20 protein-coding genes are annotated in these 23,959 nt (G+C 67.2%); 4 read left to right on the top strand and 16 right to left on the bottom strand.

Annotation, left to right across the window (positions count from 1 at the left end; genetic code table 11):
- Positions 1 to 119: 119 nt before the first annotated feature.
- From AC3A3X_RS06975 to AC3A3X_RS06965, 3 genes are all read right to left on the bottom strand, one after another.
- Complete coding sequence (locus tag AC3A3X_RS06975) at positions 120 to 2,252, bottom strand: putative bifunctional diguanylate cyclase/phosphodiesterase (protein ID WP_487582300.1); 2,133 nt, start codon at positions 2,250 to 2,252, stop codon at positions 120 to 122.
- Complete coding sequence (locus tag AC3A3X_RS06970) at positions 2,249 to 3,175, bottom strand: phosphate/phosphite/phosphonate ABC transporter substrate-binding protein (RefSeq protein WP_487582358.1); 927 nt, start codon at positions 3,173 to 3,175, stop codon at positions 2,249 to 2,251. The genes AC3A3X_RS06975 and AC3A3X_RS06970 overlap by 4 nt, the downstream gene beginning before the upstream one ends.
- A gap of 126 nt (positions 3,176 to 3,301) precedes the next feature.
- Entirely contained in the window at positions 3,302 to 4,096 is a 795-nt protein-coding gene (locus tag AC3A3X_RS06965; protein ID WP_487582357.1) for an RNA methyltransferase, read from the bottom strand.
- Positions 4,097 to 4,246: 150 nt separating this feature from the next.
- Here AC3A3X_RS06965 and AC3A3X_RS06960 point away from each other — a divergent pair, with 150 nt between their 5' ends.
- Positions 4,247 to 5,065 carry an inositol monophosphatase family protein gene (locus tag AC3A3X_RS06960; RefSeq protein WP_487582299.1) on the top strand — a complete coding sequence of 273 codons (819 nt, stop codon included), beginning with the start codon at positions 4,247 to 4,249 and terminating at the stop codon, positions 5,063 to 5,065.
- A 672-nt stretch (positions 5,066 to 5,737) separates the two neighbouring features.
- On the opposite strand, the gene secF is transcribed toward AC3A3X_RS06960, so the two are convergent.
- The 6 genes from secF to AC3A3X_RS06930 form a co-directional block, all read right to left on the bottom strand.
- Complete coding sequence (secF, locus tag AC3A3X_RS06955; protein ID WP_487582298.1) at positions 5,738 to 6,700, bottom strand: protein translocase subunit SecF; 963 nt, start codon at positions 6,698 to 6,700, stop codon at positions 5,738 to 5,740.
- A gap of 16 nt (positions 6,701 to 6,716) precedes the next feature.
- Positions 6,717 to 8,582: a protein translocase subunit SecD gene (gene secD / locus AC3A3X_RS06950; protein ID WP_487582297.1), complete on the bottom strand. Its 1,866-nt coding sequence runs from the start codon at positions 8,580 to 8,582 to the stop codon at positions 6,717 to 6,719.
- Between the two features lie 58 nt (positions 8,583 to 8,640).
- Positions 8,641 to 8,982 (bottom strand): preprotein translocase subunit YajC, encoded by a 342-nt coding sequence (yajC, locus tag AC3A3X_RS06945; protein WP_158733234.1) that lies wholly within the window; start codon positions 8,980 to 8,982, stop codon positions 8,641 to 8,643.
- A 208-nt stretch (positions 8,983 to 9,190) separates the two neighbouring features.
- Positions 9,191 to 10,315 carry a tRNA guanosine(34) transglycosylase Tgt gene (tgt, locus tag AC3A3X_RS06940; protein WP_487582296.1) on the bottom strand — a complete coding sequence of 375 codons (1,125 nt, stop codon included), beginning with the start codon at positions 10,313 to 10,315 and terminating at the stop codon, positions 9,191 to 9,193.
- Positions 10,312 to 11,385 (bottom strand): tRNA preQ1(34) S-adenosylmethionine ribosyltransferase-isomerase QueA, encoded by a 1,074-nt coding sequence (gene queA, locus AC3A3X_RS06935; protein WP_487582295.1) that lies wholly within the window; start codon positions 11,383 to 11,385, stop codon positions 10,312 to 10,314. Before queA ends, tgt begins: the two co-directional genes overlap by 4 nt.
- Positions 11,386 to 11,617: 232 nt before the next feature.
- Positions 11,618 to 12,049, bottom strand: coding sequence for an Lrp/AsnC family transcriptional regulator (locus AC3A3X_RS06930; RefSeq protein WP_487582356.1), 432 nt, complete (start codon positions 12,047 to 12,049; stop codon positions 11,618 to 11,620).
- Positions 12,050 to 12,169: 120 nt separating this feature from the next.
- Here AC3A3X_RS06930 and AC3A3X_RS06925 point away from each other — a divergent pair, with 120 nt between their 5' ends.
- Positions 12,170 to 13,666 carry an aminotransferase class III-fold pyridoxal phosphate-dependent enzyme gene (locus AC3A3X_RS06925; protein ID WP_487582294.1) on the top strand — a complete coding sequence of 499 codons (1,497 nt, stop codon included), beginning with the start codon at positions 12,170 to 12,172 and terminating at the stop codon, positions 13,664 to 13,666.
- Between the two features lie 119 nt (positions 13,667 to 13,785).
- Here the strand turns inward: AC3A3X_RS06925 and AC3A3X_RS06920 are convergent, their stop codons facing one another.
- Positions 13,786 to 14,922: a phytase gene (locus AC3A3X_RS06920; RefSeq protein WP_487582293.1), complete on the bottom strand. Its 1,137-nt coding sequence runs from the start codon at positions 14,920 to 14,922 to the stop codon at positions 13,786 to 13,788.
- Between the two features lie 182 nt (positions 14,923 to 15,104).
- Here AC3A3X_RS06920 and AC3A3X_RS06915 point away from each other — a divergent pair, with 182 nt between their 5' ends.
- Positions 15,105 to 17,432, top strand: coding sequence for a TonB-dependent receptor plug domain-containing protein (locus tag AC3A3X_RS06915; RefSeq protein ID WP_487582292.1), 2,328 nt, complete (start codon positions 15,105 to 15,107; stop codon positions 17,430 to 17,432).
- A gap of 39 nt (positions 17,433 to 17,471) precedes the next feature.
- Here the strand turns inward: AC3A3X_RS06915 and AC3A3X_RS06910 are convergent, their stop codons facing one another.
- Positions 17,472 to 18,266 carry a class I SAM-dependent methyltransferase gene (locus AC3A3X_RS06910; protein ID WP_487582291.1) on the bottom strand — a complete coding sequence of 265 codons (795 nt, stop codon included), beginning with the start codon at positions 18,264 to 18,266 and terminating at the stop codon, positions 17,472 to 17,474.
- Positions 18,267 to 18,408: 142 nt separating this feature from the next.
- On the opposite strand from AC3A3X_RS06910, the gene upp reads away from it, so the two are divergent.
- Positions 18,409 to 19,044 (top strand): uracil phosphoribosyltransferase, encoded by a 636-nt coding sequence (upp, locus tag AC3A3X_RS06905; protein WP_487582290.1) that lies wholly within the window; start codon positions 18,409 to 18,411, stop codon positions 19,042 to 19,044.
- A gap of 356 nt (positions 19,045 to 19,400) precedes the next feature.
- Here upp and AC3A3X_RS06900 read toward each other — a convergent pair whose 3' ends face one another.
- The 5 genes from AC3A3X_RS06900 to AC3A3X_RS06880 form a co-directional block, all read right to left on the bottom strand.
- Entirely contained in the window at positions 19,401 to 20,147 is a 747-nt protein-coding gene (locus AC3A3X_RS06900; RefSeq protein ID WP_487582289.1) for a TMEM43 family protein, read from the bottom strand.
- A complete protein-coding gene (locus AC3A3X_RS06895; protein WP_487582288.1) occupies positions 20,144 to 21,034 on the bottom strand; it encodes an MBL fold metallo-hydrolase in 891 nt (296 codons plus the stop codon). The genes AC3A3X_RS06900 and AC3A3X_RS06895 overlap by 4 nt, the downstream gene beginning before the upstream one ends.
- Positions 21,035 to 21,236: 202 nt before the next feature.
- Positions 21,237 to 22,958 carry a gamma-glutamyltransferase gene (ggt, locus tag AC3A3X_RS06890; protein ID WP_487582287.1) on the bottom strand — a complete coding sequence of 574 codons (1,722 nt, stop codon included), beginning with the start codon at positions 22,956 to 22,958 and terminating at the stop codon, positions 21,237 to 21,239.
- Complete coding sequence (locus AC3A3X_RS06885; protein ID WP_200604469.1) at positions 22,958 to 23,212, bottom strand: YfhL family 4Fe-4S dicluster ferredoxin; 255 nt, start codon at positions 23,210 to 23,212, stop codon at positions 22,958 to 22,960. Before AC3A3X_RS06885 ends, ggt begins: the two co-directional genes overlap by 1 nt.
- A gap of 209 nt (positions 23,213 to 23,421) precedes the next feature.
- Complete coding sequence (locus AC3A3X_RS06880) at positions 23,422 to 23,913, bottom strand: hypothetical protein (protein ID WP_487582286.1); 492 nt, start codon at positions 23,911 to 23,913, stop codon at positions 23,422 to 23,424.
- Between the last annotated feature and the right edge of the window lie 46 nt (positions 23,914 to 23,959).

Here is a 23,959-nt window from a genome sequence, read left to right as displayed (position 1 = left end):
CCCCAGAAATTGCCGTCATCCCCGCGAAGGCGGGGACCCAGTGACTTTGCATTTGACGGCCGGCCTTCGGCCGCAACGGCAAAATGGGTCCCGGCGTGCGCCGGGATGACGGAGTGGGCTCAGCAGGCCACTGCCAGAAACTCTTCCGCCGTCACCGGATGCCCCAGCCAGTAGCCCTGGGCGAAATCGCAGCCGCGCTCGCGCAGGATCGCGTACTGCCCTTCCTTCTCCACACCCTCGGCCACCACCAGGATCCCCAGCGAGTGCGCCATGGCGATGATGGCCGTGGTCAGCGCAAGGTCATCAGGGTCGCGCAATACGTCGGCAACGAAGCTGCGGTCGATCTTGACCCCGTCCACCGGCACCCGGCGCAGATGGCTCAGTCCCGAGAAGCCGGTGCCGAAGTCGTCCAGCCACACCTTCACGCCCATCCCGCGCAGCTGCGAGAGCAGGCTGCTGGCATGGCGCTCGTCGCCGATCACCGCCGTCTCGGTCAGTTCCAGGTGCAGCAGGTCGGCCGGCAATCCGGTTTCGCGCAGCGAGGCCTCCACGACATCCGGCAGGTCGCCGTTGCGCAGCTGGCGCGGTGACACGTTGACCGCCAGGAACAGCGGCTCTTCGCCATTGCGCGATTCCTGCCAGCGCACGGCATCGGCGCAGGCCTGGCGCAGGACCTGCGGGCCCAGCACTTCGATCAGGCCGCTTTGCTCGGCCACGTCGATGAACACCGACGGCGCGACCACGCCCAGCTCCGGATGTTTCCAGCGCAGCAGCGCCTCGGCGCCGATCATCGCGCCGTCGACCAGGCGGAACACCGGCTGGTACGCCAGGCTCAGTTCGCCGCGGTCCCACGCACCGCGCAGCTCGTGCTCCAGGTGCACGCGGCGCTCGACCGCCTGGTCCATCGCGCGGCTGTAGAAACGGAAGCAGTTCTTGCCGGCGACCTTGGCCTGGTACATCGCGATGTCGCCGTTCTTCATCAGCGAGGCCGCGCCCGAGGCGTCTTCCGGGAACAGGGTGATGCCGATCGAGGTACCCAGGAACACCTGGCGGTCCTGCACCAGGATCGGCTCGCCCAGTTCGGTCACCAGCGTCTCGGCCAGGTGCGTGGCGATCTTGCGCACGTCGCCATTGGGGTCGTTGCCGGCATCGACGAGGATGACGAACTCGTCGCCACCGAAGCGCGCCAGCATCGCCTCGTCGCCACCGATGCGCTGCACGGTGTGCTCGATCCGACGCGCGCACTGCAGCAGCACGTCGTCGCCGGCATCGTGGCCGAGGGTGTCGTTGACGCGCTTGAAGTCGTCGATGTCGGCAAACAGTAGCGCCAGCTGGCAGCCGGCGCCGTGCAGTTGCAGCAGACGCTGGTCGAGCGATTCGCGGAAAGCCAGGCGATTGGCCAGCCCGGTCAGCGCGTCGGTGTAGGCCATGCGCCGGATCTCGCGATCGTGACGGGCCAGGCTGCGGCTCATCCGGTCGAAGGCCAGCATCAGGTCGCCGACTTCGTCGTTGCGGTTGTCGATGGGCGTGGCGGTATCGAAGCGACCGGCCTCGATCGCGCGCGCCGACTCGGCCAGCTCGCGGATCGGGCGCACCAGCAGGCGCTGGATCAGCCACAGCGACAGTGCGCCGAAGGCGAGCATGCCCGCGCCGAGCAGGCCAATCCAGATCACGTAGCGCTGGCTGAGCGTGTCGAGCCGGGCGCGCAACTGGCCCACGGCCTGGTCCTGGTAGCGCCGCATCGCGCCCAGGTCGTAGCCGATGCGTACGCCGCCGATGCGCTGCTGGCCGATCATGATCGGCGCCGACACATCCATCACCTTCTCGTCGCACTGCGTCAGCAGCGCCCTGGAAGCGATGACCTTGCCGGCCATCGCGTCGTCCATGCGCTTGCCGTAGTTGACGATCGCCTCGCTGCCGTCGTGCAGGACCTGGCCGGCGTCGTCATAGACGATCACGTAGCGCACGTCGGGGTTGCGCAGCGTGGCACGGCTGAGCACGCCGATCGCGTCGAGATCGGAGTAGTACAACGGGTTGGTCAGCGTGGCTGCCAGCTGCGAGACGGCGCCCTCGCCCTGCCGGCGCAGGCTTTCGCCCATCATCGTGCGCATGGTCTGGCGGCTGACGCCCTCGACTTCCATGCGCATGCGCTCCTGCCGGTTGAACAGCAGCGCGACCAGCGCAAGCACCACCAGCAGCGCGATGCCCATCAACAGCATGAACTTGGCCTGCAGGCCGAAGCGAAGATTCATTCGACCTCCGCCCGCACCCGCGTAACACCCTCGGCGATGTGATCCAGCGCGCGCCTGGAATCGGGATCGACCGGCATGAACCGCGTGGTGCCGAAGAACCTCAGCAAGGCGTCGCCGGCTTCGGGATCGCCGGCGGCGTCGATGAGCACTTCGCGCAGGCGCGCTTCGACCCGCGGGTCGAGGTCGCCGCGCACCATCTCGATCGCGCGTGGGTAGTCCTCGCTCTCGGCAATCACGACCAGGTCATTGCGGAACGCCGGCGGCATCCGCCTCGGGTTGCCCCAGTCGAGATTGCTCATCACGCCGACATCGGCCAGGCCTTTGTGCACCCAGGTCGAGATGTTGAGTTCGGACCAGGCGAACATGTAGCCGACCGCACCGCTTTCGATGCGGTCATCCGGCGACAGCAGGATCTCCAGCGACAGCCCGCGATCGAGCAGTTCGATCGCCGGGACGAAGTAGGCGCTGGTCGAGGTTGGCCGCTGGAAGGCGACGCTGTGGCCGCGCAGGTCGGCGATCGAGCGCAGGCCGCTGTCGCGACGGGCAAAGAACAGGCTGTGGTAATGACTGGTGCCGTCGCGCTCGGTCAGCAGCAACGGTTTGGCTGCGGCGCGCTGGCGCAGCAGCATCGCGGTCCCGGTGGTTTCGGTGACCCAGTCGACCCGCCCGCGGCGCAGATAGCTGGCCATCTGCTGCGTGTCCTTGGCCATCAGGATGCGGCCCTCGCGGATGCCGACATCGGCCATGCGCGGGACCACGTAGTCGAGCAGCGGCTTGAGCTGCTCGTAGTGGGTCTTGGGGTCGTCGCTGATGCGGCCGAGCACCAGCACGCCGGAGTCATTGCCGGCCTTTGTCGCAAACGACACGGCCGCCGATGCCAGCGCGAGTACGGACAACAGGGCAATACGACTCAGGCTAGCGATCAAGTACGGACGACCCGTCAAAGTGCCGCGGCCAGCCTAATACGAAACGCCGGCGGGCCGATACTGCAAACCGACGGTCGAACCGCAGTTCGGGCCTCTGGTTCATGCCTCCGGGCCAGGCCTCGGTCAGTCCCCTTTCCGGGCCAGGGACGCCATGCGCTGGGCGTCGGCCAGGACCCCGCGCAGGATCCGTACCTCGCGCGAGTCCAGCCCGGCCCGCAGGTACAGCCGGCGCAGCTTGCGCATGGCCGACTCCGGGGCACGCCCCTTGTGGAAGTCGATCGCGTCGAGGGTGTCGGCGAGCTGGGCAAAGAAGCCTTCCATCTGCGCATGCGATGCCGGCGGCTCGCGCCGCTCCGGGCCTTCGCTGTCGGTCCCTGCTCCGGCCCGGGCCGGGGTTGCAGCGGCAGCGGCCAGCACGGCCAGGCGCAGCTCGTAGCTGAGCACCTGCACGGCGGCGGCGAGGTTGAGCGAGCTGTAGTCCGGGTTGGCCGGAATGTGGATGGAGGCGTGGCACAGCTGCAGTTCGTCGTTGCTCAGGCCGGTGCGCTCGCGGCCGAACACCAGCGCAACCTCGGCGCCGGCCACCGCCTCGCCGACCGCGCGGGCGGCGGCGTCGCGCGGCAGCAGTTCCTCCAGTGCGACGCGACGGCTGCGCGCCGTGCAGCCCAGCACCAGGCGGCAATCGGCCACGGCCTCGGCCAGGGTCGCGCAGGTGGTGGCTTCGGCCAGGACGTCGTCGGCGCCGGCGGCCAGGGCGTAGGACTCGACGCTGGGCGCCTTTTCCGGAGCGACCAGCACCAGCCGCGACAGCCCCATCGTCTTCATCGCCCGCGCCGCCGAGCCGATGTTGCCGGGGTGCTGGGTGCCCACCAGGACGACGCGCAGGCGGTCGGCCGGGCCGGGGCCCTGGGTGGACAGTACGGGGGTTGGGTCGGACACGTCGTTGGACACGTTATCGGCTTAGGCAGTCACGGCCTGCAATGGTAAACTCCGCGCCCCGGCCCCGAGCCGGTCCGCTCTTTGCCGCCGCCAGTCCGTCCCCCACCTCCCCCTACGAGGCCGCTTGCCATGCAGAAACCCGCCGTCACCCTCATGGTCAAGGCCGCCCGCGCCGCCGGCAACGTGCTGCTGCGGCACATGAACAAGCTCGACGCCCTCAACATCGTCGAGAAGGACCGGATGGACTATGCCAGTGAAGTCGACAGCCTGGCCGAGAAAGAGATCATCAAGGAATTCCGCCGCGCGACCCCCGACTACGCCATTCTTGGCGAGGAAAGCGGTCCGATCGGCAACAGTCGCTTCACCTGGGTCATCGACCCGCTCGACGGCACCAGCAATTACCTGCACGGCATCCCGCATTTCTGCGTGTCGATCGCGCTGGTCGAGAACGGCGAGCCGGTCCACGGCGTGATCTTCGATCCGCTGCGCAACGAGCTGTTCACCACCAGTCGCGGCAGCGGCGCCACGCTCAACGATCGCAAGATCCGCGTCGGCGAGCGCAAGGACCTCAATGGGGCGATGCTGATCACCGGTTTCCCGCCGCGCGAGCGCGCCCGTGCCAGCGCCCACCTCAAGTGCATCGACACGCTGTTGACCGAGGCCGAGGACATCCGCCGCACCGGTTCGGCCGCGCTCGACCTGGCCTATGTCGCCTGCGGTCGCGCCGACGCTTACTTCGAGGCTGGCGTGAAGCCTTGGGACATCGCCGCCGGCGCGCTGCTGGTGCGCGAGGCTGGCGGCAAGGTGGTCGACTTCCGCGGCCGCAGCACCGGGCCGATGGACACCCGCGGCCAGATGCCGCGCCAGCTGGTCGGCGGCAACCTGAAGATCTGCGATGCGTTGCAGAGCAAGATCGTCAATACGGGGTATGCGTCGGCGTTCGATTGAGGCGCCCTGCACTGACCACAAAAGAAGCCGCGCATTGCGCGGCTTTTTTCTTGCCCCCCATCAACGTCATCCCGGCGAACGCCGGGATCCATCTTGATCGTGATCGTCGACGTGGTTGCGTCTGCGGAGCGGCGGACACCGCTCTGGCATGTCATTACCCGGTCTGCGATAGCGCCTCAAACTGCCATTCCTGTAGAGCGAAGGCGCTGGGTTCCCGCCTTCGCGGGAATGACGGGCATGGAGCAACGACGCTGGGTCCCCGCCTTCGCGGGGATGACGGTCTTCCAACAACGGTGGGAGCCCCTCTCCCGCTTGCGGGAGAGGGGTTGGGGTGAGGGCCACCGAAGACCGGGCAACGAAATGCCGGAGCGTCGTTCACCGCGCTGGGGATTGATCCGCAGCGGGACATGGATGTCCCGCGCCCCGCCTTCGGACAGGATGTCCGACGAAGGGGCGGAGCAATCCCCAGCGCGGTGGACGACGCCGTTCCGCAGATAGCAAGCCATCACGGCAACATGGATCCCGGCGTTCGCCGGGATGACGGTGACTTGGCAGATAGGCTGCGGGCCTGGATCCCGGCGTTCGCCGGGATGACGGTTCGAGGTGTGAGGCGCAAAGAAAAGAAAAAGGCCGCGCGATGCGCGGCCTTTTCCATCGAACAAACCGCAGAGGTTACGGACGGCGAGCCAGCGCCGCCTCGTCCTTGGCCTTCGGCATCAGGTCCTGCTTGGTGACCTTCAGGAAGCCGATGGTCAGCAGCGGGCAGGCCACGAAGATCGACGACAGCGTGCCGATGATGATGCCGATCATCTGCGACTCGGCCATGCCCTGCAGCGAACCGCCGCCGTACAGGTACAGCGCGAACACCGTCAGGAATGCCACGAACGACGTGATCACCGTACGCGACAGCGTCTGGTTGATCGACTTGTTGAGGATCTCCTCCGGCGAAGCGCGCATCGAACGGAAGTTCTCGCGGACGCGGTCGAACACCACGATCGTGTCGTTGATCGAGAAGCCCATCACCGACAGCACACCGGCGAGCACGGTCAGGTCGAACTCGTGCCCGCTCAGCGCGAACCAGCCGGTCACCACCACCACGTCATGCAACGTGGTCAGCACGGCCGCGATCGCGAACTTCTTCTCGAAGCGGAACGAGATGTAGATCAGGAAGCCGGCAACCACGAAGATCAGCGCCCACAGGCCGTTGATCGCCAGGTCCTTGCCGACCTGCGGACCGACCACCTCGCTGCGCAGCACCTTGCCGGGGTTGCCCTCGAACGCCAGCGCATTCTGCACGTCGCTGGCGGTCGTGTTGCCCCTGTTCTCGGCGCCAGCCGCGGCCTGCTTGGGCTGCAGGCGGATCAGCAGGTCGTTGCCGCTGCCGAAGGACTGCACCTGCGCGCCTTCGTAGCCGGCACGGTCGAGGCGCTCGCGGACGTCATCGACGTCGACGGGCTTCTCGAAACGCATCTCGGTGACGGCACCGCCGGTGAAGTCGAGGGCGAAGTTGAAGCCCTTGACCGCCATGCCACCGACGGCCACCAGCAGCATCGCCAGGGCGATGCCCAGCGACAACCAGCGCAGGCGGATGAAGTTGATGTTGCTGTCGTAGGGGAAGACGTTGAACGGTTTCATTTGCGTGATCTTCCCGTCAGATCCAGATCGACTTGATCTTGCGGCGACCGCCGTAGATCAGCGTTGCAATGGCGCGCGACACGCCCACCGCGGTGTACATCGAGGTCGCGATACCGACGATCAGCGACACCGCGAAGCCCTTGACCGGACCGGTGCCGAACGCAAACAGCGCGACACCGGCGAGGATGGCGGTGAGGTTGGCGTCGGCGATCGTGCCCGAGGCGCGCTCGTAGCCTTCGGCGATGGCGGTCTGCGGAGGCAGCCCCAACCGGAGCTCCTCGCGTATGCGCTCGTTGATCAGCACGTTGGCGTCGACCGACATGCCCACCGTCAGCGCGATGCCGGCCAGGCCAGGCAGGGTCAGGGTGGCGTTGAACAGCGACATCACCGCGATCAGCATCAGCATGTTCAGCAGCAGCGCCAGGCAGGTGATGACGCCGAACACGCGGTAGTAGAACAGGAAGAAGACCAGGGCGAAGGCGAACGAGTACGTCACCGCGGTCAGGCCGCGCTCGATGTTCTCGCGGCCCAGGCTCGGGCCGACGATGCGCTCTTCGATGAAGTCCATCGGTGCGGCCAGCGAGCCCGAACGCAGCAGCAGGGCCAGGTCGGCCGCTTCCTTGGAGCTGTCCAGGCCGGTGGTCTGGAACTCCTTGCCGAACACGCCGTTGATGTTGGCCACCGAGATCACTTCCTCGTTGATCTTGGTCGTGCGCACTTCCTTGCCGTCGACGATGCGCACCTCGGGGATGCGCTCGATGTAGACCACGGCCATCGGCTTGCCGACGTGCTCGGTGGTGTAGTCGAACATGCGCTGGCCGCCGACGCCGTTCAGGCGCACCGAGACCGCCGGGGTACCGGTCTGCGGGTCCATCATCGAGGTCGCGCCGACCAGTTGGTCGCCCGAGGCGATCACGCGCTTGTTGAGCAGCACCGGCATCGGCTTGCCGTCCGGGCCGAGCTCGCGGCGGTAGTAGACGCGCGCACCGGCCGGCACGTTGCCGGTGGAGACGGCGTCATACGGATTGCCCTCGACCACGCCGCGATACTCGAGCGTGGCGGTGGCGCCGAGGATGCGCTTGGCCTGCGCGGTGTCCTGCACGCCCGGCAGCTGCACGACGATGCGGTCGCTGCCCTGGCGCTGGATGATCGGCTCCGACACGCCCAGCGCGTTGATGCGGTTGCGCAGGGTGCCGACGTTCTGTTCGATCGCCTCCACCGCCATGCGCTGCATCTCGGCTTCCGAGATCTGCACGGTCAAGGTGTTGCCCTGCACGTCGAGCAGCAGGTTCGGCTGGCTCTTGGCGATCTCCAGGCGTGCCTTCTCGGCATCGGCGGCACTGGCCAGGGTGGCAACGATGGAGTTGCCGCCGCGGCGTTCGACCGACTCGTAACGCACGCGGCCGTCGCGCAGGCTCACGCGCACGTCTTCGGCGGTGGCGTCCATGCGCTTGTCGAGGGCGGCCTTCTGGTCGACCTGCATCAAAAAGTGCACGCCGCCCTGGAGGTCCAGGCCCAGCAGCATGGGTTTTGCGCCGATCTTCTCGAGCCAGTTCGGCACGGTCGAGGCAAGGTTCAGGGCAACCACGTAGTTGCTGCCGAGCTTGTCGCGCAGGACGTCGTTGGCCTTGATCTGCTGGTCGGGATTGTTCAGGCGCACCAGCAGGTTGCCGTTGTCGAGCTCGACCGACTTGGGCGTGACCCCGGCCTGCTTGAGCATGGTGCCGACCTGGGCGCTCAGCGCCGGATCGATCTTGGCACCGCGACTGGCCGTGACCTGCACGGAGGGATCCTGCGGATAGATGTTCGGCAACGCATACAACGCGCTGAGCAGCAGAACGATCAGGATGACGAAGTATTTCCAGCGCGGGTAAGTCAGCATCTAGGGCCCCTGCGGCGGCCACCCCGGCCGCCGTATGTCAAATTCTTCTGGAGACGGCTTACGCCGACTTCAAGGTGCCCTTCGGCAGCACGTTGGCGATGGCGCCCTTCTGCACGCGGATGCGCACGTTGTCGGCGATTTCCACGGTGATGAAGTTCTCGCCGATGTCGGTCACGGTGCCGGCGATGCCGCCGTTGGTGAGCACTTCGTCGCCCTTGGCCAGCTTCTCGAGCATGCCGCGATGCTCCTTCTGGCGCTTCATCTGCGGGCGGATCATCAGGAAGTACATGACGCCGATCAGCAGGATCGGGAACAGCAGCGACATGCCGAAGCCGCTGCCGCCGGCCGGAGCGGCCGCCTGGGCGTAGGCGGGGGATACCACGAGATCAAGCAGGTTCATGACGATTGTCCTGGATCGAAAAATAGCGGGGGATTATGCCACGGGGCGCAGCCCGTCCTTCTCCCGCTTGCGGGAGAAGGTGCCCAAAGGCCTGCCCCGTACCTGATACGGGGGCGGATGAGGGCGCTTTTCGGCCGCCTGGGCGCCCTGCCCTCACCCCAACCCCTCTCCCGCAAGCGGGAGAGGGGCTTGACGAGTACCCGTTCCGCTAGCTGGAGAGGGGCTCGGCAGCCCGTGCGGCGTAGAAAGACTCCCGGAAGGCGGAAAAGGTTCCCCGGGCGATCGCGTCGCGCATCTGCGCCATCAGGCGCTGGTAGTAGCGCAGGTTGTGCAGGGTGCCCAGCATCGGCGCCAGCATCTCGTTGCAGCGGTCCAGGTGGCGCAGGTAGCTGCGGCTGAAGCCGTTGCGGCAGGCGTAGCAGTCGCAGCCTTCTTCGATCGGGCGCAGGTCGCGCTCGTACTTGGCGTTGCGCACGCGGACCGTGCCGAAGCTGGTGAAGTAGTGGCCGTTGCGGGCGTTGCGGGTCGGCATGACGCAATCGAACATGTCGATGCCGCGGGCGACGCCCTCGACCAGGTCCTCCGGCCGCCCTACCCCCATCAGGTAGCGCGGGCGGTCGGCCGGCAGCTGCGGACAGGTGTGCTCGAGCATGTGGTTGCGCTCGGCCTCCGGCTCGCCGACGGCGAGGCCGCCGATCGCATAGCCATCAAAGCCAATCGCCTTGAGCCCTTCGGCCGAACGGTCGCGCAACGCCGGGTGGATGCCGCCCTGGACGATGCCGAACAGCGCCGCGTCGTTGCCTTCGTGCGCCTTCTTCGAGCGCTCGGCCCAGCGCAGGCTCAGCTCCATCGACTTGCGTGCCACCTCCTCGGTGGCCGGGTACGGCGTGCACTCGTCGAAGATCATCACCACGTCCGAGTCGAGCACCTTCTGGATGTGCATGCTCTCCTCGGGACCGAGGAAGACCTTACTGCCGTCGGTCGGCGCGGCGAAGGTCACGCCCTGCTCGGTGATCTTGCGCTTGTGCGCCAGCGAGAACACCTGGAAGCCGCCGGAGTCGGTCAGGATCGGACCGTTCCAGCGACCGAAGCCGTGCAGGCCGCCGTGGTCGGCGATCACGTCCAGGCCCGGGCGCAGGTACAGATGGAAGGTGTTGCCGAGGATGATCTCGGCGCCGAGCTCGCGGATCTGCTCGGGCATCACGCCCTTGACCGAACCGTAGGTGCCGACCGGCATGAACGCCGGCGTCTCCACCGTGCCACGCGGAAAGGTCAGGCGACCGCGGCGGGCAGCGCCGTCGGTGGCGAGCAGGTCGAACGACATGCGGCTCATGCGACCGGCTCCGGATACAGCAACATCGCATCCCCGTACGAGAAGAAGCGGTAGCGCGAGGCGATCGCGTGGTCGTAGGCGGCGAACACGCGCGCCTTGCCGGCGAAGGCCGATACCAGCATCAGCAAGGTGCTCTCGGGCAGGTGGAAATTGGTGATCAGCGCGTCCACCGAACGGATCCTGTAGCCCGGCAGGATGAACAAGCGGGTTTCACCGGCATACGGTTGCAGTTCGCGCACGCCGGCGTCGTTGACGCGCATCGCGCTTTCCAGCGCGCGCACCACCGTCGTGCCGACCGCGATCACGCGGCCGCCGGCCGCACGCGTGCGCTGGATCTGCTCGACCAGCGCGGCGCCGACGTTGAGCCATTCGCTGTGCATCACGTGCTGACCGAGGTCGTCGACGCGGACCGGCTGGAACGTGCCGGCGCCGACATGCAGGGTGACGTGGCCGAACTGCACGCCACGCGCGCTCAGTTGCTGTAGCAATGCCTCGTCGAAGTGCAGGCCGGCGGTGGGCGCGGCCACTGCCCCGACCTCGCGCGCGAACACGGTCTGGTAGCGGGTGTCGTCGTCGCTGCCGGCCTCGCGCTGGATGTAGGGCGGCAGCGGCAGGCGGCCGGCGTGCAGCAACCATTGCTCGAGCGACTCGGGCACGTCGAAGCGCAGGTGGTAGAACTCGCCGTCGCGGCCGAGCACTTCGGCTTCGCCGCCGGCATCGAGCACGATCTTCGCGCCGGCCTTGGGCGACTTGCTCACGCCCAGCTGCGCACGCACTTCGTGGCCGCCAAGCAGGCGCTCGATCAGGATCTCGACGCGTCCGCCGCTGGTCTTCTGGCCATACAGGCGCGCCGGAATGACGCGGGTGTCGTTGAACACCAGCAGGTCGCCCGGGGCGAGCAGGTCCGGCAGGTCGCGGAAGGCGCCGTCATGGAACTGGAACTGCTGCGAGTCGCGGTCACCGGCCGCGGCCGGCGGCACCACCAGCAGCCGGCTGGCCGAGCGCTCGGGCAACGGCACCTGTGCGATCAGCTCGGGCGGCAGGTCGTAATGGAAATCGGATTTCTTCAAGGCGGGGGGCATTCAGGCGGCGGGGCTGGCCGCAGGACCGGGCATTGTAAGACCCCACGCCCGTGTACGGCCCGGGGGCCGTCATTCCCGCGAAGGCGGGAACCCAGCGCCTTGGGCGGGTGCGGCGGAAGACATTGGGTCCCCGCCTTCGCGGGGATGACGGTTTCCGGGATGACGGTTTCTGCGCGAGGCCTGGATCCTGGCGTGCGCCGGGAAGACGGGATGAGGTGACCTACCGCTCGAACTTGGCCGACAGGATGATCGCCGAGGTGGTCCGCTCGACCCCGTCGATGGCGCCGATCCGGTCGGTCAGCTCGTCCATCGCCTCCACCGTCGGCACCACGCCCAGGGCGATCAGGTCGAACGGCCCGCTGACCGAATGCAGCGTGCGCACCTCCGGCATCCCATGCAGGACCGCCACGACCGAGGTCATCTGCTTGGGCAGCACGGTCACCATGATGTGGGCGCGGATATGGCCGCGCTCGGCCTCGTCGTGGACGCGGACGGTGTAGCCGTCGATCACGCCCTGCCGTTCCAGCCGCTCGATCCGGCTGTGGACCGTGGTCCGCGACAGCTTCAGGCGGCGGGCAATGTCGGCCGTCGAGGCCCGCGCGTTCTCGCGCAGGACGCAGAGCAGCTGCTGGTCGGCGTCGGTAATCTTCATCTCGCCCAGATTGTTCGTCGGATCGACGAGATTGTCCAGTAATTCGTACAAATCCGCACTGTCTACCGACGAATTATTCCAGATAATAGGGAGATTGCGTACCGACAGGAGAAACACACCATGGCCGTCCTCGACCGCCTCGCCCCCTTGCGCGCCCACAAGGGCCTTCGCCGCACCCAGGGCCTGGACGACGCCACGATCATCCGCTTTGCCGCCAGCCACGCCGAGCTGATCGAAGCGATCGAGGCCGCTGACCAGGAATACCGGCGGCTGAAGGACGACTTCGCCGAATTGCTCAACCTCGACGAGGAAGCGCAGATCCAGACCGTGCTGGCCGGCTACATCAACTTCTACCCGGACGACGCGGTCAATCCGTACGTCGCCCTGGCCGCGCGCGGCCCGTGGGTGGTCACCCTCAAGGGCGCGGTGCTGCACGACTCCGGCGGCTACGGCATGCTCGGTTTCGGCCATGCGCCCAAGTCGGTGATCGCGGCGATGGCCAGGCCGCAGGCGATGGCCAACATCATGACGCCGTCGCTGTCGCAGCTGCGCTTCGATCGCGCGCTGCGCGCCGCTATAGGCATTGCCCGCGGCGGCTGTCCGTACGACAAGTTCCTGTGCCTGAACTCCGGTTCGGAGTCGGTCTCGCTGGCATCGCGCATCGCCGACGTCAACACCAAACTGATGACCGACCCGGGTGGTCGCCACGCCGGCCGCGCGATCAAGCGCGTGGTGGTCAAGGGCAGCTTCCACGGCCGCACCGAACGCCCGGCGCTGTATTCGGACTCCTCGCGCAAGACCTACATGCAGCACCTGGCCAGCTTCCGTGGCGAGGACACCTTGCTGACGGTCGAGCCGTACGACGTCGACGCATTGAAGAAGGTCTTCGCCGACGCCGACGCCAATGGCTGGTTCATCGAGGCGATGTTCCTGGAGCCGGTGATGGGCGAAGGCGACCCGGGCCGCGGCGTGCCGCCGGCGTTCTACGCCGCCGCGCGCGAGCTGACTCGCGCCCACGGCGCGCTGTTGCTGGTCGACTCGATCCAGGCCGGCCTGCGCGCGCACGGCGTGCTGTCGATCGTCGACTACCCCGGCTTCGAGCAGCTCGACCCGCCGGACATGGAGACCTACTCCAAGGCGCTCAACGCCGGCCAGTACCCGCTGTCGGTGCTTGCCGTCGGCAAGCGCGCGGCCGAGCTCTACAAGAAGGGCCTGTACGGCAACACGATGACCAGCAACCCGCGCGCACTGGATGTCGCCTGCTCCGTGCTGGAGCAGGTTACCCCTGCCCTGCAGCAGAACATCCGCGACCGTGGCGTTGAGGCACTGGAAAAGCTCGAGAAACTCAAGACCGACCTGGGCGGCCTGATCACCAAGGTCCAGGGCACCGGCCTGCTGTTCTCGTGCGAGCTGGCGCCGCAGTTCAAGTGCTATGGCGCGCGCTCGACTGAAGAGTGGCTGCGCGAGCACGGCATCGGCGTGATCCACGGCGGCGTCAATTCGCTGCGCTTCACGCCGACCTTCACCATCACCAGCGAGGAGATCGACCTGCTGGTGGCGATGGTGGCCAAGGCGTTGAAGGAAGGGCCGCGCGCCGAGCAGGCTGTGGCGGCGTAACTCCCTCTCCCTGGCGCTGCGCGCCTGTCCCTCTCCCACAAGGGGAGAGGGTCACGCGGATGCTCCTGACGCTTGCCGTTGCCTCTCCCCTTGTGGGAGAGGGACGACCGCGAATGCGGTCAGGGAGAGGGGGCTGTGCAATCCCGCAGCGACAACGCCCGGGCAATATCCCGCCAATCAAACGCCGCCACCGCCTGGTCGTCATCGACCGCATAGAACACGCCCTGCGGAAAACGCGCGCTCGCGCTCTGGTCCAGCCACACGCCATCGGTATTGGCAGTCTTGCCACCGGCAAAGGCACCGACGTGCTTCAGCGTGTCGCGATCGAACACATGGAACAGGCTGCGATCCTTGAACTGGTCGGTGGCAATCCAGTAACCACTGCCATCGGCGCAGCGCGCCAGCGCCATGCCCTCGGCCTGCGCCTTGAACAGATCGGCGCCGATATCGCGGCCACGGTACTGACCGTCGAGGCCGTATTCGCGAAGACGCGTGCCGGTGGCGACATCCTCTTCCGCCAACAGCAGGCGATCGTTGCCGACATCGCCGAACACCGATTCGGCGATGCGGATCGCGCCGGCCTCACCGGTGTCGCCGAACACACCCATCAGCCGCGCCTGCCAGCCACCCGGCACGCGCCGTAGCTGGTAGCGCTTGAAACGCTCACCCAACTGCGCCAGCGGCGGCGGCAGGTCCTCGTTCTGCGGCGACATGTAGTTGTCGCTGACGATCACCTCATAGCTGTCCTTCTGCGCGCGCACCCACAGCCCATATGGCTGCTTGAGGTCGTCACCGCCGAACACCAGCAGCGGCGTGAGCTCGGGCAGCTGGAACATCTGCACGCGATGGTTGTCGCGCTCGACCACCAGTGCGTAGTTGTCCATCACGGCGATGCCGTTGGGGCGCTGCAACTGTCCCAGCGCGGTGCCGGGACCGCCGACGCTGCGGACGGACTTGCCGCTGTCGCCGTCATAGACCACCAGCTTGTCGGTGGCCTTGCCGGTTGCGATCAACCAGCGCTTGCCGTCCGGCGATCGCCAGCTGGCCGGCGAGTCGATGTTGTCGGCCGGCGTGGCGGCGGTGATGAACGCTTCGGTCACCACGCTGTGCGGCACACCCGCCTGGCTCAGCAGCGGATCGACTTCCGCGGTCTTCTCATCGGGCTCTGGCTCATGGCCGTTGCGCAGCGGCGGCGCGGTAGTCGCGCAGGCGGTGAGCGCAAGGACGAGTGCGAACGTGGTCAGGCGTGATGTCACGGATCCCCCGGAGGATGGAATGCAAACCTCGACTATCTACGCGGCCATTGTGACCGCGTTGTTGCGCCAGGCGCCAACACCGCCCTTGGCCAAAGTGCAGTTGCACTGTCACGTTTCCGCCATCCGCGCCCCGTACAAATCGCGGTTTGTTTGCCGCCGTCTTGCATGGGGATGCAGATCCAATGAAACGAAACCTCCTGTCCCGCGCCCTGTCGCGCGCGTTGTTTGTCGCAGTGCTGGCGCCTGTCAGCTTCACCGCCATTGCCGATGACGGTGCCGATCCGGCACCGGATCCGAAGCAGCTCGACGCCGTCGTCGTCCAGGCCGATATCGCCTACCGCAACCGCACCGACGCCACCGCACCGGTGCTGTCCTACGACCTGGAATACTTCCAGCGCTTCGAGCCGCTCACCGTCGGCGACATGCTCAAGCGCGTGCCCAGCGTCGCCTTCGTCTCCGACGTGCTCGAGTACGACGGCGCGCAGTTGCGCGGCCTGGATCCGGGCTACACGCAGATCCTGATCAACGGCAAGAAGGTGCCCGGTGCCGGCAACGACCGCTCCTTCTTCGTCGACCGCATCCCGGCCGAACTGGTCGAGCGCATCGAGATCGTCCGCAGTGCCAGCGCCAACCGCTCCGGCGACGCCGTGGCCGGCGCACTCAACATCGTCCTGCGCGATGCCTACGAGTTCGACGGCAGCTACATCCGTGGCGGCGTCATGCACTTCGACGACGGCAAGTACAAGAACACCTACGGCGCGGTCAGCAGCGGCGAAGTCGGCGGTGGCCGCCTGCTCGGCGGCTTCAACGTCCAGGGACGCTACAACCCGAAGGTCAAGCGCAGCGACCGCTTCGAGGAACCCGGCGGCGAATTCGTCGACCGCGAGGACCAGGCCGACACCCGCGACGGCACCGACTACTCGGCCAACGTGTCCTACACCCACGACATCGGCAGCGGCCGCCTGTCGCTGGACGGCTTCTACGTGCGCACCGACCGCGACGAGACCGAGCACTCGCTGGAGTACAACGACCCGACCAGCACCAGCCGCGACAACCTGCTGTCGGTCAACGACCAGTTCGAGAACATCAAGCAGGACAACTGGTCGTTTGGTGCCAACTACGAGTTCGACATGCTCGGTGGCCGCACCGAGCTCGACCTCGACTACGCCCGCTTCGACGACGACACCGTGTCGACCGAGGAAGAGACCGGATACGACGACGAGGACACGCCGCCGTCGTTTGACGGCCGCGAAGGCACGCGCACGCTGAGCGACATCCGCGACGACGAGTTCGGCTTCAAGGCCGCGCACAAGCGCGAGTTCGGCAACGCCAAGCTCGAGTTCGGCGTCGACTTCCTCGACAAGCAGCGCGACACCGGCCTGCAGATCGCCGAGGTCGAGTCCGACGACGAGGACGTCGCCCTGCCGCCCTACGAGGATTTCGAGGGCATGGCCAGCCGGATCGACGAGACCCGCATCGATCCGTACCTGATGTTCTCGGGCACGTCGGGCGCGCTTGCCTGGGAAGCCGGCCTGCGCTACGAGACGACCGACGTCGACGTCCGTGCCGACGATACCGCCGTCTCCAACGACTACTCGACGCTGCTGCCGTCCGCGCACCTGAAGTGGGACGTGACCGCCGACGACCGCATCAGCCTGTCGCTGGCGCGAACCGTGCGTCGCCCCAACTTCGACCAGATCCTGCCGCTGACGCTGGAAGAGGAGTTCGGCGACAACGACTTCACCGGCAACCCGCTGCTCGAACCCGAGCTCGCGTGGGGCCTGGACCTGGGCTACGAACGGCGCCTGGGCCAGCGCGGCGTGTTCGGCGTGAACGTGTTCTACCGCGACATCCAGGACCTGATCGAGACCGTCAACACCGGCGACCCGAGCTCGACCGCGCTGGACGACTTCGAGGACGAAGTCGAGGAGTTCCTCGACGAGAATCCCGGCGCCGACGAGAACACTCCGGGCTATCCGCAGTTCGACCCGGACAGCTTCGTCTACACCGCCCGCAACGTCGGCGACGGTTACGTCTACGGCATCGAGTTCGACCTGTCGACGCCGCTGACCGTGCTCGACCTGCCCGACACCGGTGTGTTCGTGAACTACTCGTGGCTGGACAGCTCGGTCGACGACGAGTTCGGCGAACGCCGCTTCAACAACCAGGCCAGGTACGTCTACAACGTCGGCTTCATCCAGAACATCCCCGATTGGGGCGTCTCGTTCGGTGCAAGCTACCGCCGCCAGGGAGAAGCGTTTTCGCGCATCGTCAGCGAGGAAGTCACGACGACGTATGAAGGCGACCTGGAAGTGTTCGTCGAGAAGCGCTTCGGCGATCGCATGTCGGTGCGCCTGACCGGCTCGAACCTGCTCGATGCCTCCAAGGAAGAAGCCTTCAACAAGTTCGACAACGCCGCCGACCAGATCGATCGCGACTTCGACGAGTACGAGCTGGAGCGCGAGACCGCCGGGCCGGTGTACCAGCTGATCGCACGCTATTCGTTCTGACCGGAATGTCGTCCCGACGAGCCACCGTCGGGACGACACCTACATCCGCGCGAGCACCAGGTGCGAGTGCATCGGCACAACCACGTGCCCGTCGTGGATCTGCTCCCTGATCGCCCCTGCCAACCGCGCTTGTGCCGCCTCGGTCAGCTCCGCACGCGCCTTGACGTCCAGGTGCTGCGTTGCCGGCACCGCCGCGGCTATGACGTCCACCTCCATCGCGACGAAACTGTCCGGATCGGGAAACACCGCCGGCATCGCCCGTGCCTGGATCGAGACGTCGCGGAATCCGGCATCACGCAGCAGCGCTTCCAGCTCCGATGCCTCGCCCAGCTCGAACGGTGCGGCGAGCGCGGGAATGCCGATCAGGTCCACCAACACGTCGTTGAACCGCGACCAGAACGGGTGATGGTCGAGTCCGCGCCAGACCGCCAGCGCCAGGCGACCGTCGTCGCGCAGCACGCGCCGTGCCTCACTCAGCGCCGCGGCACGGTCGGGCACGAACTGCAGCCCGTGCTGGCACAGCGCCAGGTCGAACTCGGCCTCGGCGAACGGCAGCACCTCCAGCCGGCCCTGCTTCCATTCGATGTCGAGCCCTTCCAGCGCACCCTGGACCTGCGCCACGCCGAGCATGTCGGGGTTGAGATCCACGCCGACCATGCGCCCGCTCGGCCCGACCCGTGGCGCGGCCAGGCGGGCGACGATGCCGGTACCGCAGGCCAGGTCGAGCACGTGTTCGCCGGGCGCGGGTTGCGCGAGATCAAGCAGCGCGCCGACCCAGGGACGGAACAGCACCGGGACCATCTCGCGTTCGTAGGTGACGGCGGGATTGCTCATGGGGCTCCTTAGGCGGTCCTTGCCGGTCGCCACGATATTCAACCGTGCATGCGAACGGGAACGTGTAGGCGCCCAGGCGGCGGCCTGGCCTGCCGGGCGAGCTTGGTATGCCGGGCGCGCCCGGCTGCGCTAGGCTTGCGCGATGAAGATCATCGAAGTCCGCCACCCGCTGGTGCAGCACAAGCTCGGCCTGATGCGACTGGCCGGGATCAGCACCAAGGAATTCCGCGAACTGGCGTCCGAGGTGGCCACGCTGCTCACCTACGAGGCCACCGCCGACCTCGAGACCGAGGAAGTCACGGTCGAAGGCTGGGCCGGTCCGGTGAGGACCCGCCGCATCAAGGGCGCGAAGGTAACCCTGGTGCCGATCCTGCGCGCGGGCCTGGGCATGCTGCCGGGCGTGCTCGAGCTGATTCCCGCCGCCAAGGTCGGCGTGGTCGGCCTTCAGCGCGACGAGCGCACGCTCGAACCGGTCGGTTACTACGAAAAGCTCACCGGCCGCATGGACGAGCGCACGGCGCTGATCCTCGATCCGATGCTGGCCACGGGCGGCACCCTGGTCGCCACCGTCGACATGCTCAAGGCGGCGGGCTGCAAGCGCATCAAGGGACTGTTCCTGGTGGCGGCGCCGGAAGGCCTGCACGTGCTCGAGAGCCGTCACCCGGACGTGGAGGTGTACACCGCCTCGATCGACGACCGCCTCAACGACGTCGGCTACATCCTGCCGGGCCTGGGCGACGCCGGCGACAAGATCTTTGGGACGCGGCACAACGGCTGAGGGCGCGGCGGACGGCCACTCATCCGGGCAAACACTTCCTCACCTCATCGCACCCGCACCGTCATCCCGACGAAAGCCGGGATCCATTTGCCCTTGACGTTGCTCCGCAGTCACTGGGCTCCCGCCTACGCGGGAATGACGGGGTGGTGGCGTAATCGCGATCTTTCACCGTCATCCCCTCACCGTCATCCCCGGCGAACGTTCGCCGGGATGACGGTGAGGGGGAACGACGGTGAGGTAACGGAAAAGTGGCGGGCCTGGATCCCGGCGTTCGCCGGGATGACGGTGAGGGGGCGGATGACGGTGAGGGGGCGGACGACGGTGAGGGGCGGATGACGGTGGGCTGACGCGGGATATCAACCGCGCTTGCGCCGCACGCGCCGCCACACCAGCGCCGCGCCGAGTAGCATCGCCGCCGCGCCCAGCAACCACGGCAACAGCCGCTGGTCCGTCCCCGGCGGCAATTCCACCACCGTGGACGCACGTTCCGCGCTCAATGCCTGCGCGGCGGCCTCCGGCGACAGCACCCAGCGATTGCCGCGAAGTTCCACCTTGTCGTCCAGCGGCGGCAGGCTCAGTTCTCGCCAGGTGATGCGGATGTCGCCGATCTGCGGATCGAGCGGATTCTCGGCACTGCCCAGACCGTCGCCTTCGGGCTGGAACGACGCCGCCAGGTTCGCCGGCAATCGCGAGAAGTTCGGCCGGAACACGCGCCATTGCCCCAGCGTCTGCAGCACCGCCAGATCGATCGGCTTGCCTTCCAGCGTCGCGTCGTCGGACCACCAGCGGCGATTGTCCAGTGGCAGTTTCTTCGGATTGGCGTGCCCCGGCGCGAAACGCGACGAGTCGATCGCCGCGGCGTTCCACACGCGCGTGTAGCCATCGCGGTTGGCACGCCACTGGTACATCTCGACCCTTCGATCCAGGCCGAAGCCGCGCGTGCCGACGCCGAAATCACGGTCCCGCAACGCCTTGCCGGGCTTGGGCGGATCGAGAGAATCATCGACGACCGCCGGCTGCGCCCATGCCTTGCTGCAGCACGCCGCGCCCATGGCGAGCGCGCAGGCCAGCGACAGCCAGGCTGTCGCTCCGGGCCGCGTCATGCGCGCAGCGCCCTCGCCTGCAGTTCGGCCACCTCGTGGGTCGTGCCGAATTTGCCCTTGTCGTCCTGGGTGACCTGCGCCAGCGCGCACTGCGGATCGTGGGTGAAGAACAGATGCACGTTGCGTCGCAGCTTGTCGGCAAGAAAGGCCTTCTTCTCGTCGATCAGCAACTCGGCATTGCGGTCGTAGCCCATGGTGATCGGAACATGCACCCACGGCCGTCCCGGAATCAGGTCGGCGCAGAACACCACGCCGCCGTGCGGCTCCCCCTCCACCTGGTCCGGGCCGACGATCTCGGCCAGCATCAGTCCCGGCGTATGGCCATCGCTGTAGTGGAAACGCACCGCCTGCCCAAGCGTGCGCGAGTACTCGCCATCGACCAGTTCGAGGCGGCCGGTGGCTTCGAGCAGGCCGGGCAGTTCCGGAATGAAGCTGGCGCGATCGCGTGCATGCGGATGCAGCGCGCGCTCGTAATGCTCGCGACCGACGACATAGGTCGCGTTCGGGAACAGCAGCCGGGGCGCCTCGCCTTCCTTCCATGGCGCGAGCAATCCGCCGGCATGGTCGAAGTGCAGGTGCGACAGCACCACTACATCGACATCCTCCGGAGCGAAGCCGGCCGCTGCCAGGGACTGCACCAGCACGTGCTGTTCCTCGACCACGCCGTAGCGCTCGCGCAGCTTCGGCTCGAAGAAGGCACCGATGCCGGTTTCGAACAGCACCGTCTTGCCGGCAAGCGGGCTGGCAAGCAGCGCGCGGCAGGCCAGTTCGATGCGGTTTTGCTCGTCGGGTGGCGACCACTTCGCCCACATCGCGCGCGGCGCATTGCCGAACATCGCGCCGCCATCGAGCTTCTGGCTGTTGCCGAGAATGGACCAGAGTTTCATCGGGCTAGGGTAACTCCACGCGCGTTAGGTTCGCGATAGCGCAATTCAACGACACCGTCCGTCCTGAGCGTGGCGCAGCGAAGTCGAAGGACCGGATAACCGGAAACCGCCAGCCACCTGCTCCTTCGACTTCGCGCCTTCGGCGCTACGCTCAGGACGAACGGTGTCGGGGGCCTGCCGGGGCCAGGGATTGGAAGCGGGCTCAGCGACCCTCTACGGCACCCTTGCCGACCGGGTTGCGCGGGTCGGTACCGGCCTCCAGTACGTTGCTGCGCTTGTCCCAGGACACCGTCTGCAGGTTGCCCCAGGTGTTCTCGCCGGCATTGACCTTGTGCCCCATCGCCTCCAGCGCCGTCACCGTCTGCGCGTCCAGCGTGCCCTTCTCGGCGGAGATCACGTCCGGCATCCACTGGTGATGGATGCGCGGCAGCGCGGCAACCTCCTGCGCGCCCAGGCCGGCGTCGTAGCCGAGGATGCCCAGCAGCACTTCGGTGATGATGCGGCTGCCACCGGGTGCGCCGATCACGGCCAGCCTGTCCCTGGATTCGATGAAGCTCGGCGTCATCGAGCTGAGCATGCGCTTGCCCGCTGCCGGCGCGTTTGCGGCGAAGCCCATCACACCGAACGCGTTGGGCGTGCCGGGGCGCAGGGCGAAGTCGTCCATCTCGTTGTTGAGCAGCACGCCGGTACCCGGCGCGACCATGCCCGAGCCATAAAGCAGGTTGACCGTCTGCGTGGTCGAGACGCGATTGCCGGCCGCATCGATGATCGAGAAGTGCGTGGTTTCGTCGTCTTCCAGCGGTGCCGGCTGGCCCGGCAGCAGATCGCTGGGCGTGGCCTTCTCCGGATGGATCGTCGCACGCAGCCCGGCGGCGTAATCGACGCTGGTCAGTCGCGCCAGCGGCATCGTCACGAAGTCCGGATCGCCCAGGTAGATCGTGCGGTCGCGGAAAGCGCGACGCATCGCCTCGGTGATCAGGTGGGTTCGATGCGCCTGGTCGAGTTTGGACAGATCCCAGCCCGACAACATCTGCAGCATCTCCGCCAGCGCCACGCCACCCGACGACGGCGGCGGCGCGGTGGTGACGGTCCAGTCGCGGTACTGGAAGTGCAGCGGTTCGCGCTCCTTGACGCGATAGCCCGCCAGCTCGTCGGCGCGCCATTGCCCGCCTTCTTCCTTCACCGCAGCCAGCAGCCTGGCGGCGACTTCGCCGCGATAGAAGCCATCGAAGCCCTTGTCGGCCAGCAGCTCCAGCGTGCGCGCCAGATCCGGTTGCTTGAGGATCTCGCCGACCTTGGGCGCGCTGCCGTCGGCGAGGAACACCTCGCGCGTGCCGCGGTAACGCTCCATGACTTCGCGCCGGCTGCCGTAACCGCGCTCAAGGCGCGGGTACACCTCGAAGCCTTCGCGCGCGATGCGGATCGCAGGCGCCAGCGTCGTCTTCAGCGGCAACCGGCCGTACTTGCCCGAAACATGCACCAGCGCCGCGGGCAGGCCCGGGATGCCGGCCGACCACGGGCCGTTGGTGGCGCGGTCGCGGTTGAGCTCGCCCTTGTCGTCGAGGTACGCCGCCGGCGTGGCCGCGGCCACCGCGGTCTCGCGCGCATCGACGAAGACATCCTTGCCACTCTTGGCGTCGTGCAGCAGGAAGAACCCGCCACCGCCGATGCCCGAGCTGATCGGCTCGACCACGGCCAGGGTGGCCGACACCGCGACCGCGGCGTCGAAGGCGTTGCCGCCGGCGCGAATCATCTCCATGCCGGCATCGGTGGCCAGCGCGTGGGCACTGGCGATCGCGACACCCGGCGGATGGCCGGCGGGCCTGGCGGCTTTCTGGGCTGCGTGAAGCGGCAGCGTCGCGGTGAGCAGGAGACCGGCGGACAACACACTGGCGCTCACCAGCGCACGCAACGCTTGACGCATCATTTCAGCTCCTGCTGCAGGCGCGCGAGCTTGGCCAGCAGCTGTTCGTTGGTTTCGGGGTGGTCCGCGTCGGGGTCGATGCACTCGACGGGACAGACGACCACGCACTGGGGTTCGTCGAAATGGCCGACGCATTCGGTGCAGCGCGCCGGATCGATCACGTAGATGGTCTCGCCCTGCGAAATCGCCTGGTTCGGACAGGCCGGTTCGCAGACATCGCAGTTGACGCAGAGCTCGTTGATCTTGAGGGACATGGGGGACTATTTCTCGTCATTCCCGCGAAGGCGGGAATCCAAGGACGCTGACTCTTGATATGCGTGCCGCAAACGGCAAAAGCAACGTCCTTGGATCCCCGCCTTCGCGGGGATGACGTTCCGGCAAAGGCAACGTCCATGGATCCCCGCTTTCGCGGGGATGACGATTCCACGAAGGCGGGGCCGCTTTGCGGCCCCGCGTGGAATCGTCACTTGGCTTCGATGAACTCGTACTTCGCGCCCGACGGCTCGACGGCAGCCTTGACGCGCTCGCTGTCGGCGCTGGCGCCGATGAACATCAGGCGCACGCCCTTCATCGTGCCCGGCTGGGCCTGGGCGAAGGAGGCGATCGCCAGGTCAGCCGACTTGGCCGAGTTCTGCGAGCCGAAGGCCAGCAGCGTGCCCTCGACGCCACCGCGGGCGACGTCGCCCTGCGCCTTCTCGAGCTGGCGGGCGTACTCGCCCTCGAAGTCGGCGCCGGCCGGGTCCGGCAGGGTGTACAGGTAGACGCTGGTGGCGCCTTCGACATTGCGCTTGACCACTTCGGTCAGATAGGTGTCCCAGGCGGCGCCTTCGTTGGTGGTCGGCGCGGTCAGCGGCGCTTCGACGGCGGCGGCGGCCTTGTCGTCGCCCTTGTTGCAGGCAACCAGCAACGGCATCGACAGGCAGGCGAGCAGCAGCAGGCGGGTGGTGGTCTTCATCGGGGTCCCCTTCGGTGACTACAGGTTTGAGTAGTGCAGGTTTGAG

The organism is Lysobacter sp. Soil_N_23 (assembly GCF_057656135.1).
Note: the sequence above shows the minus strand (reverse complement) of the source record. Positions and strands in the feature narration are given on the sequence as shown.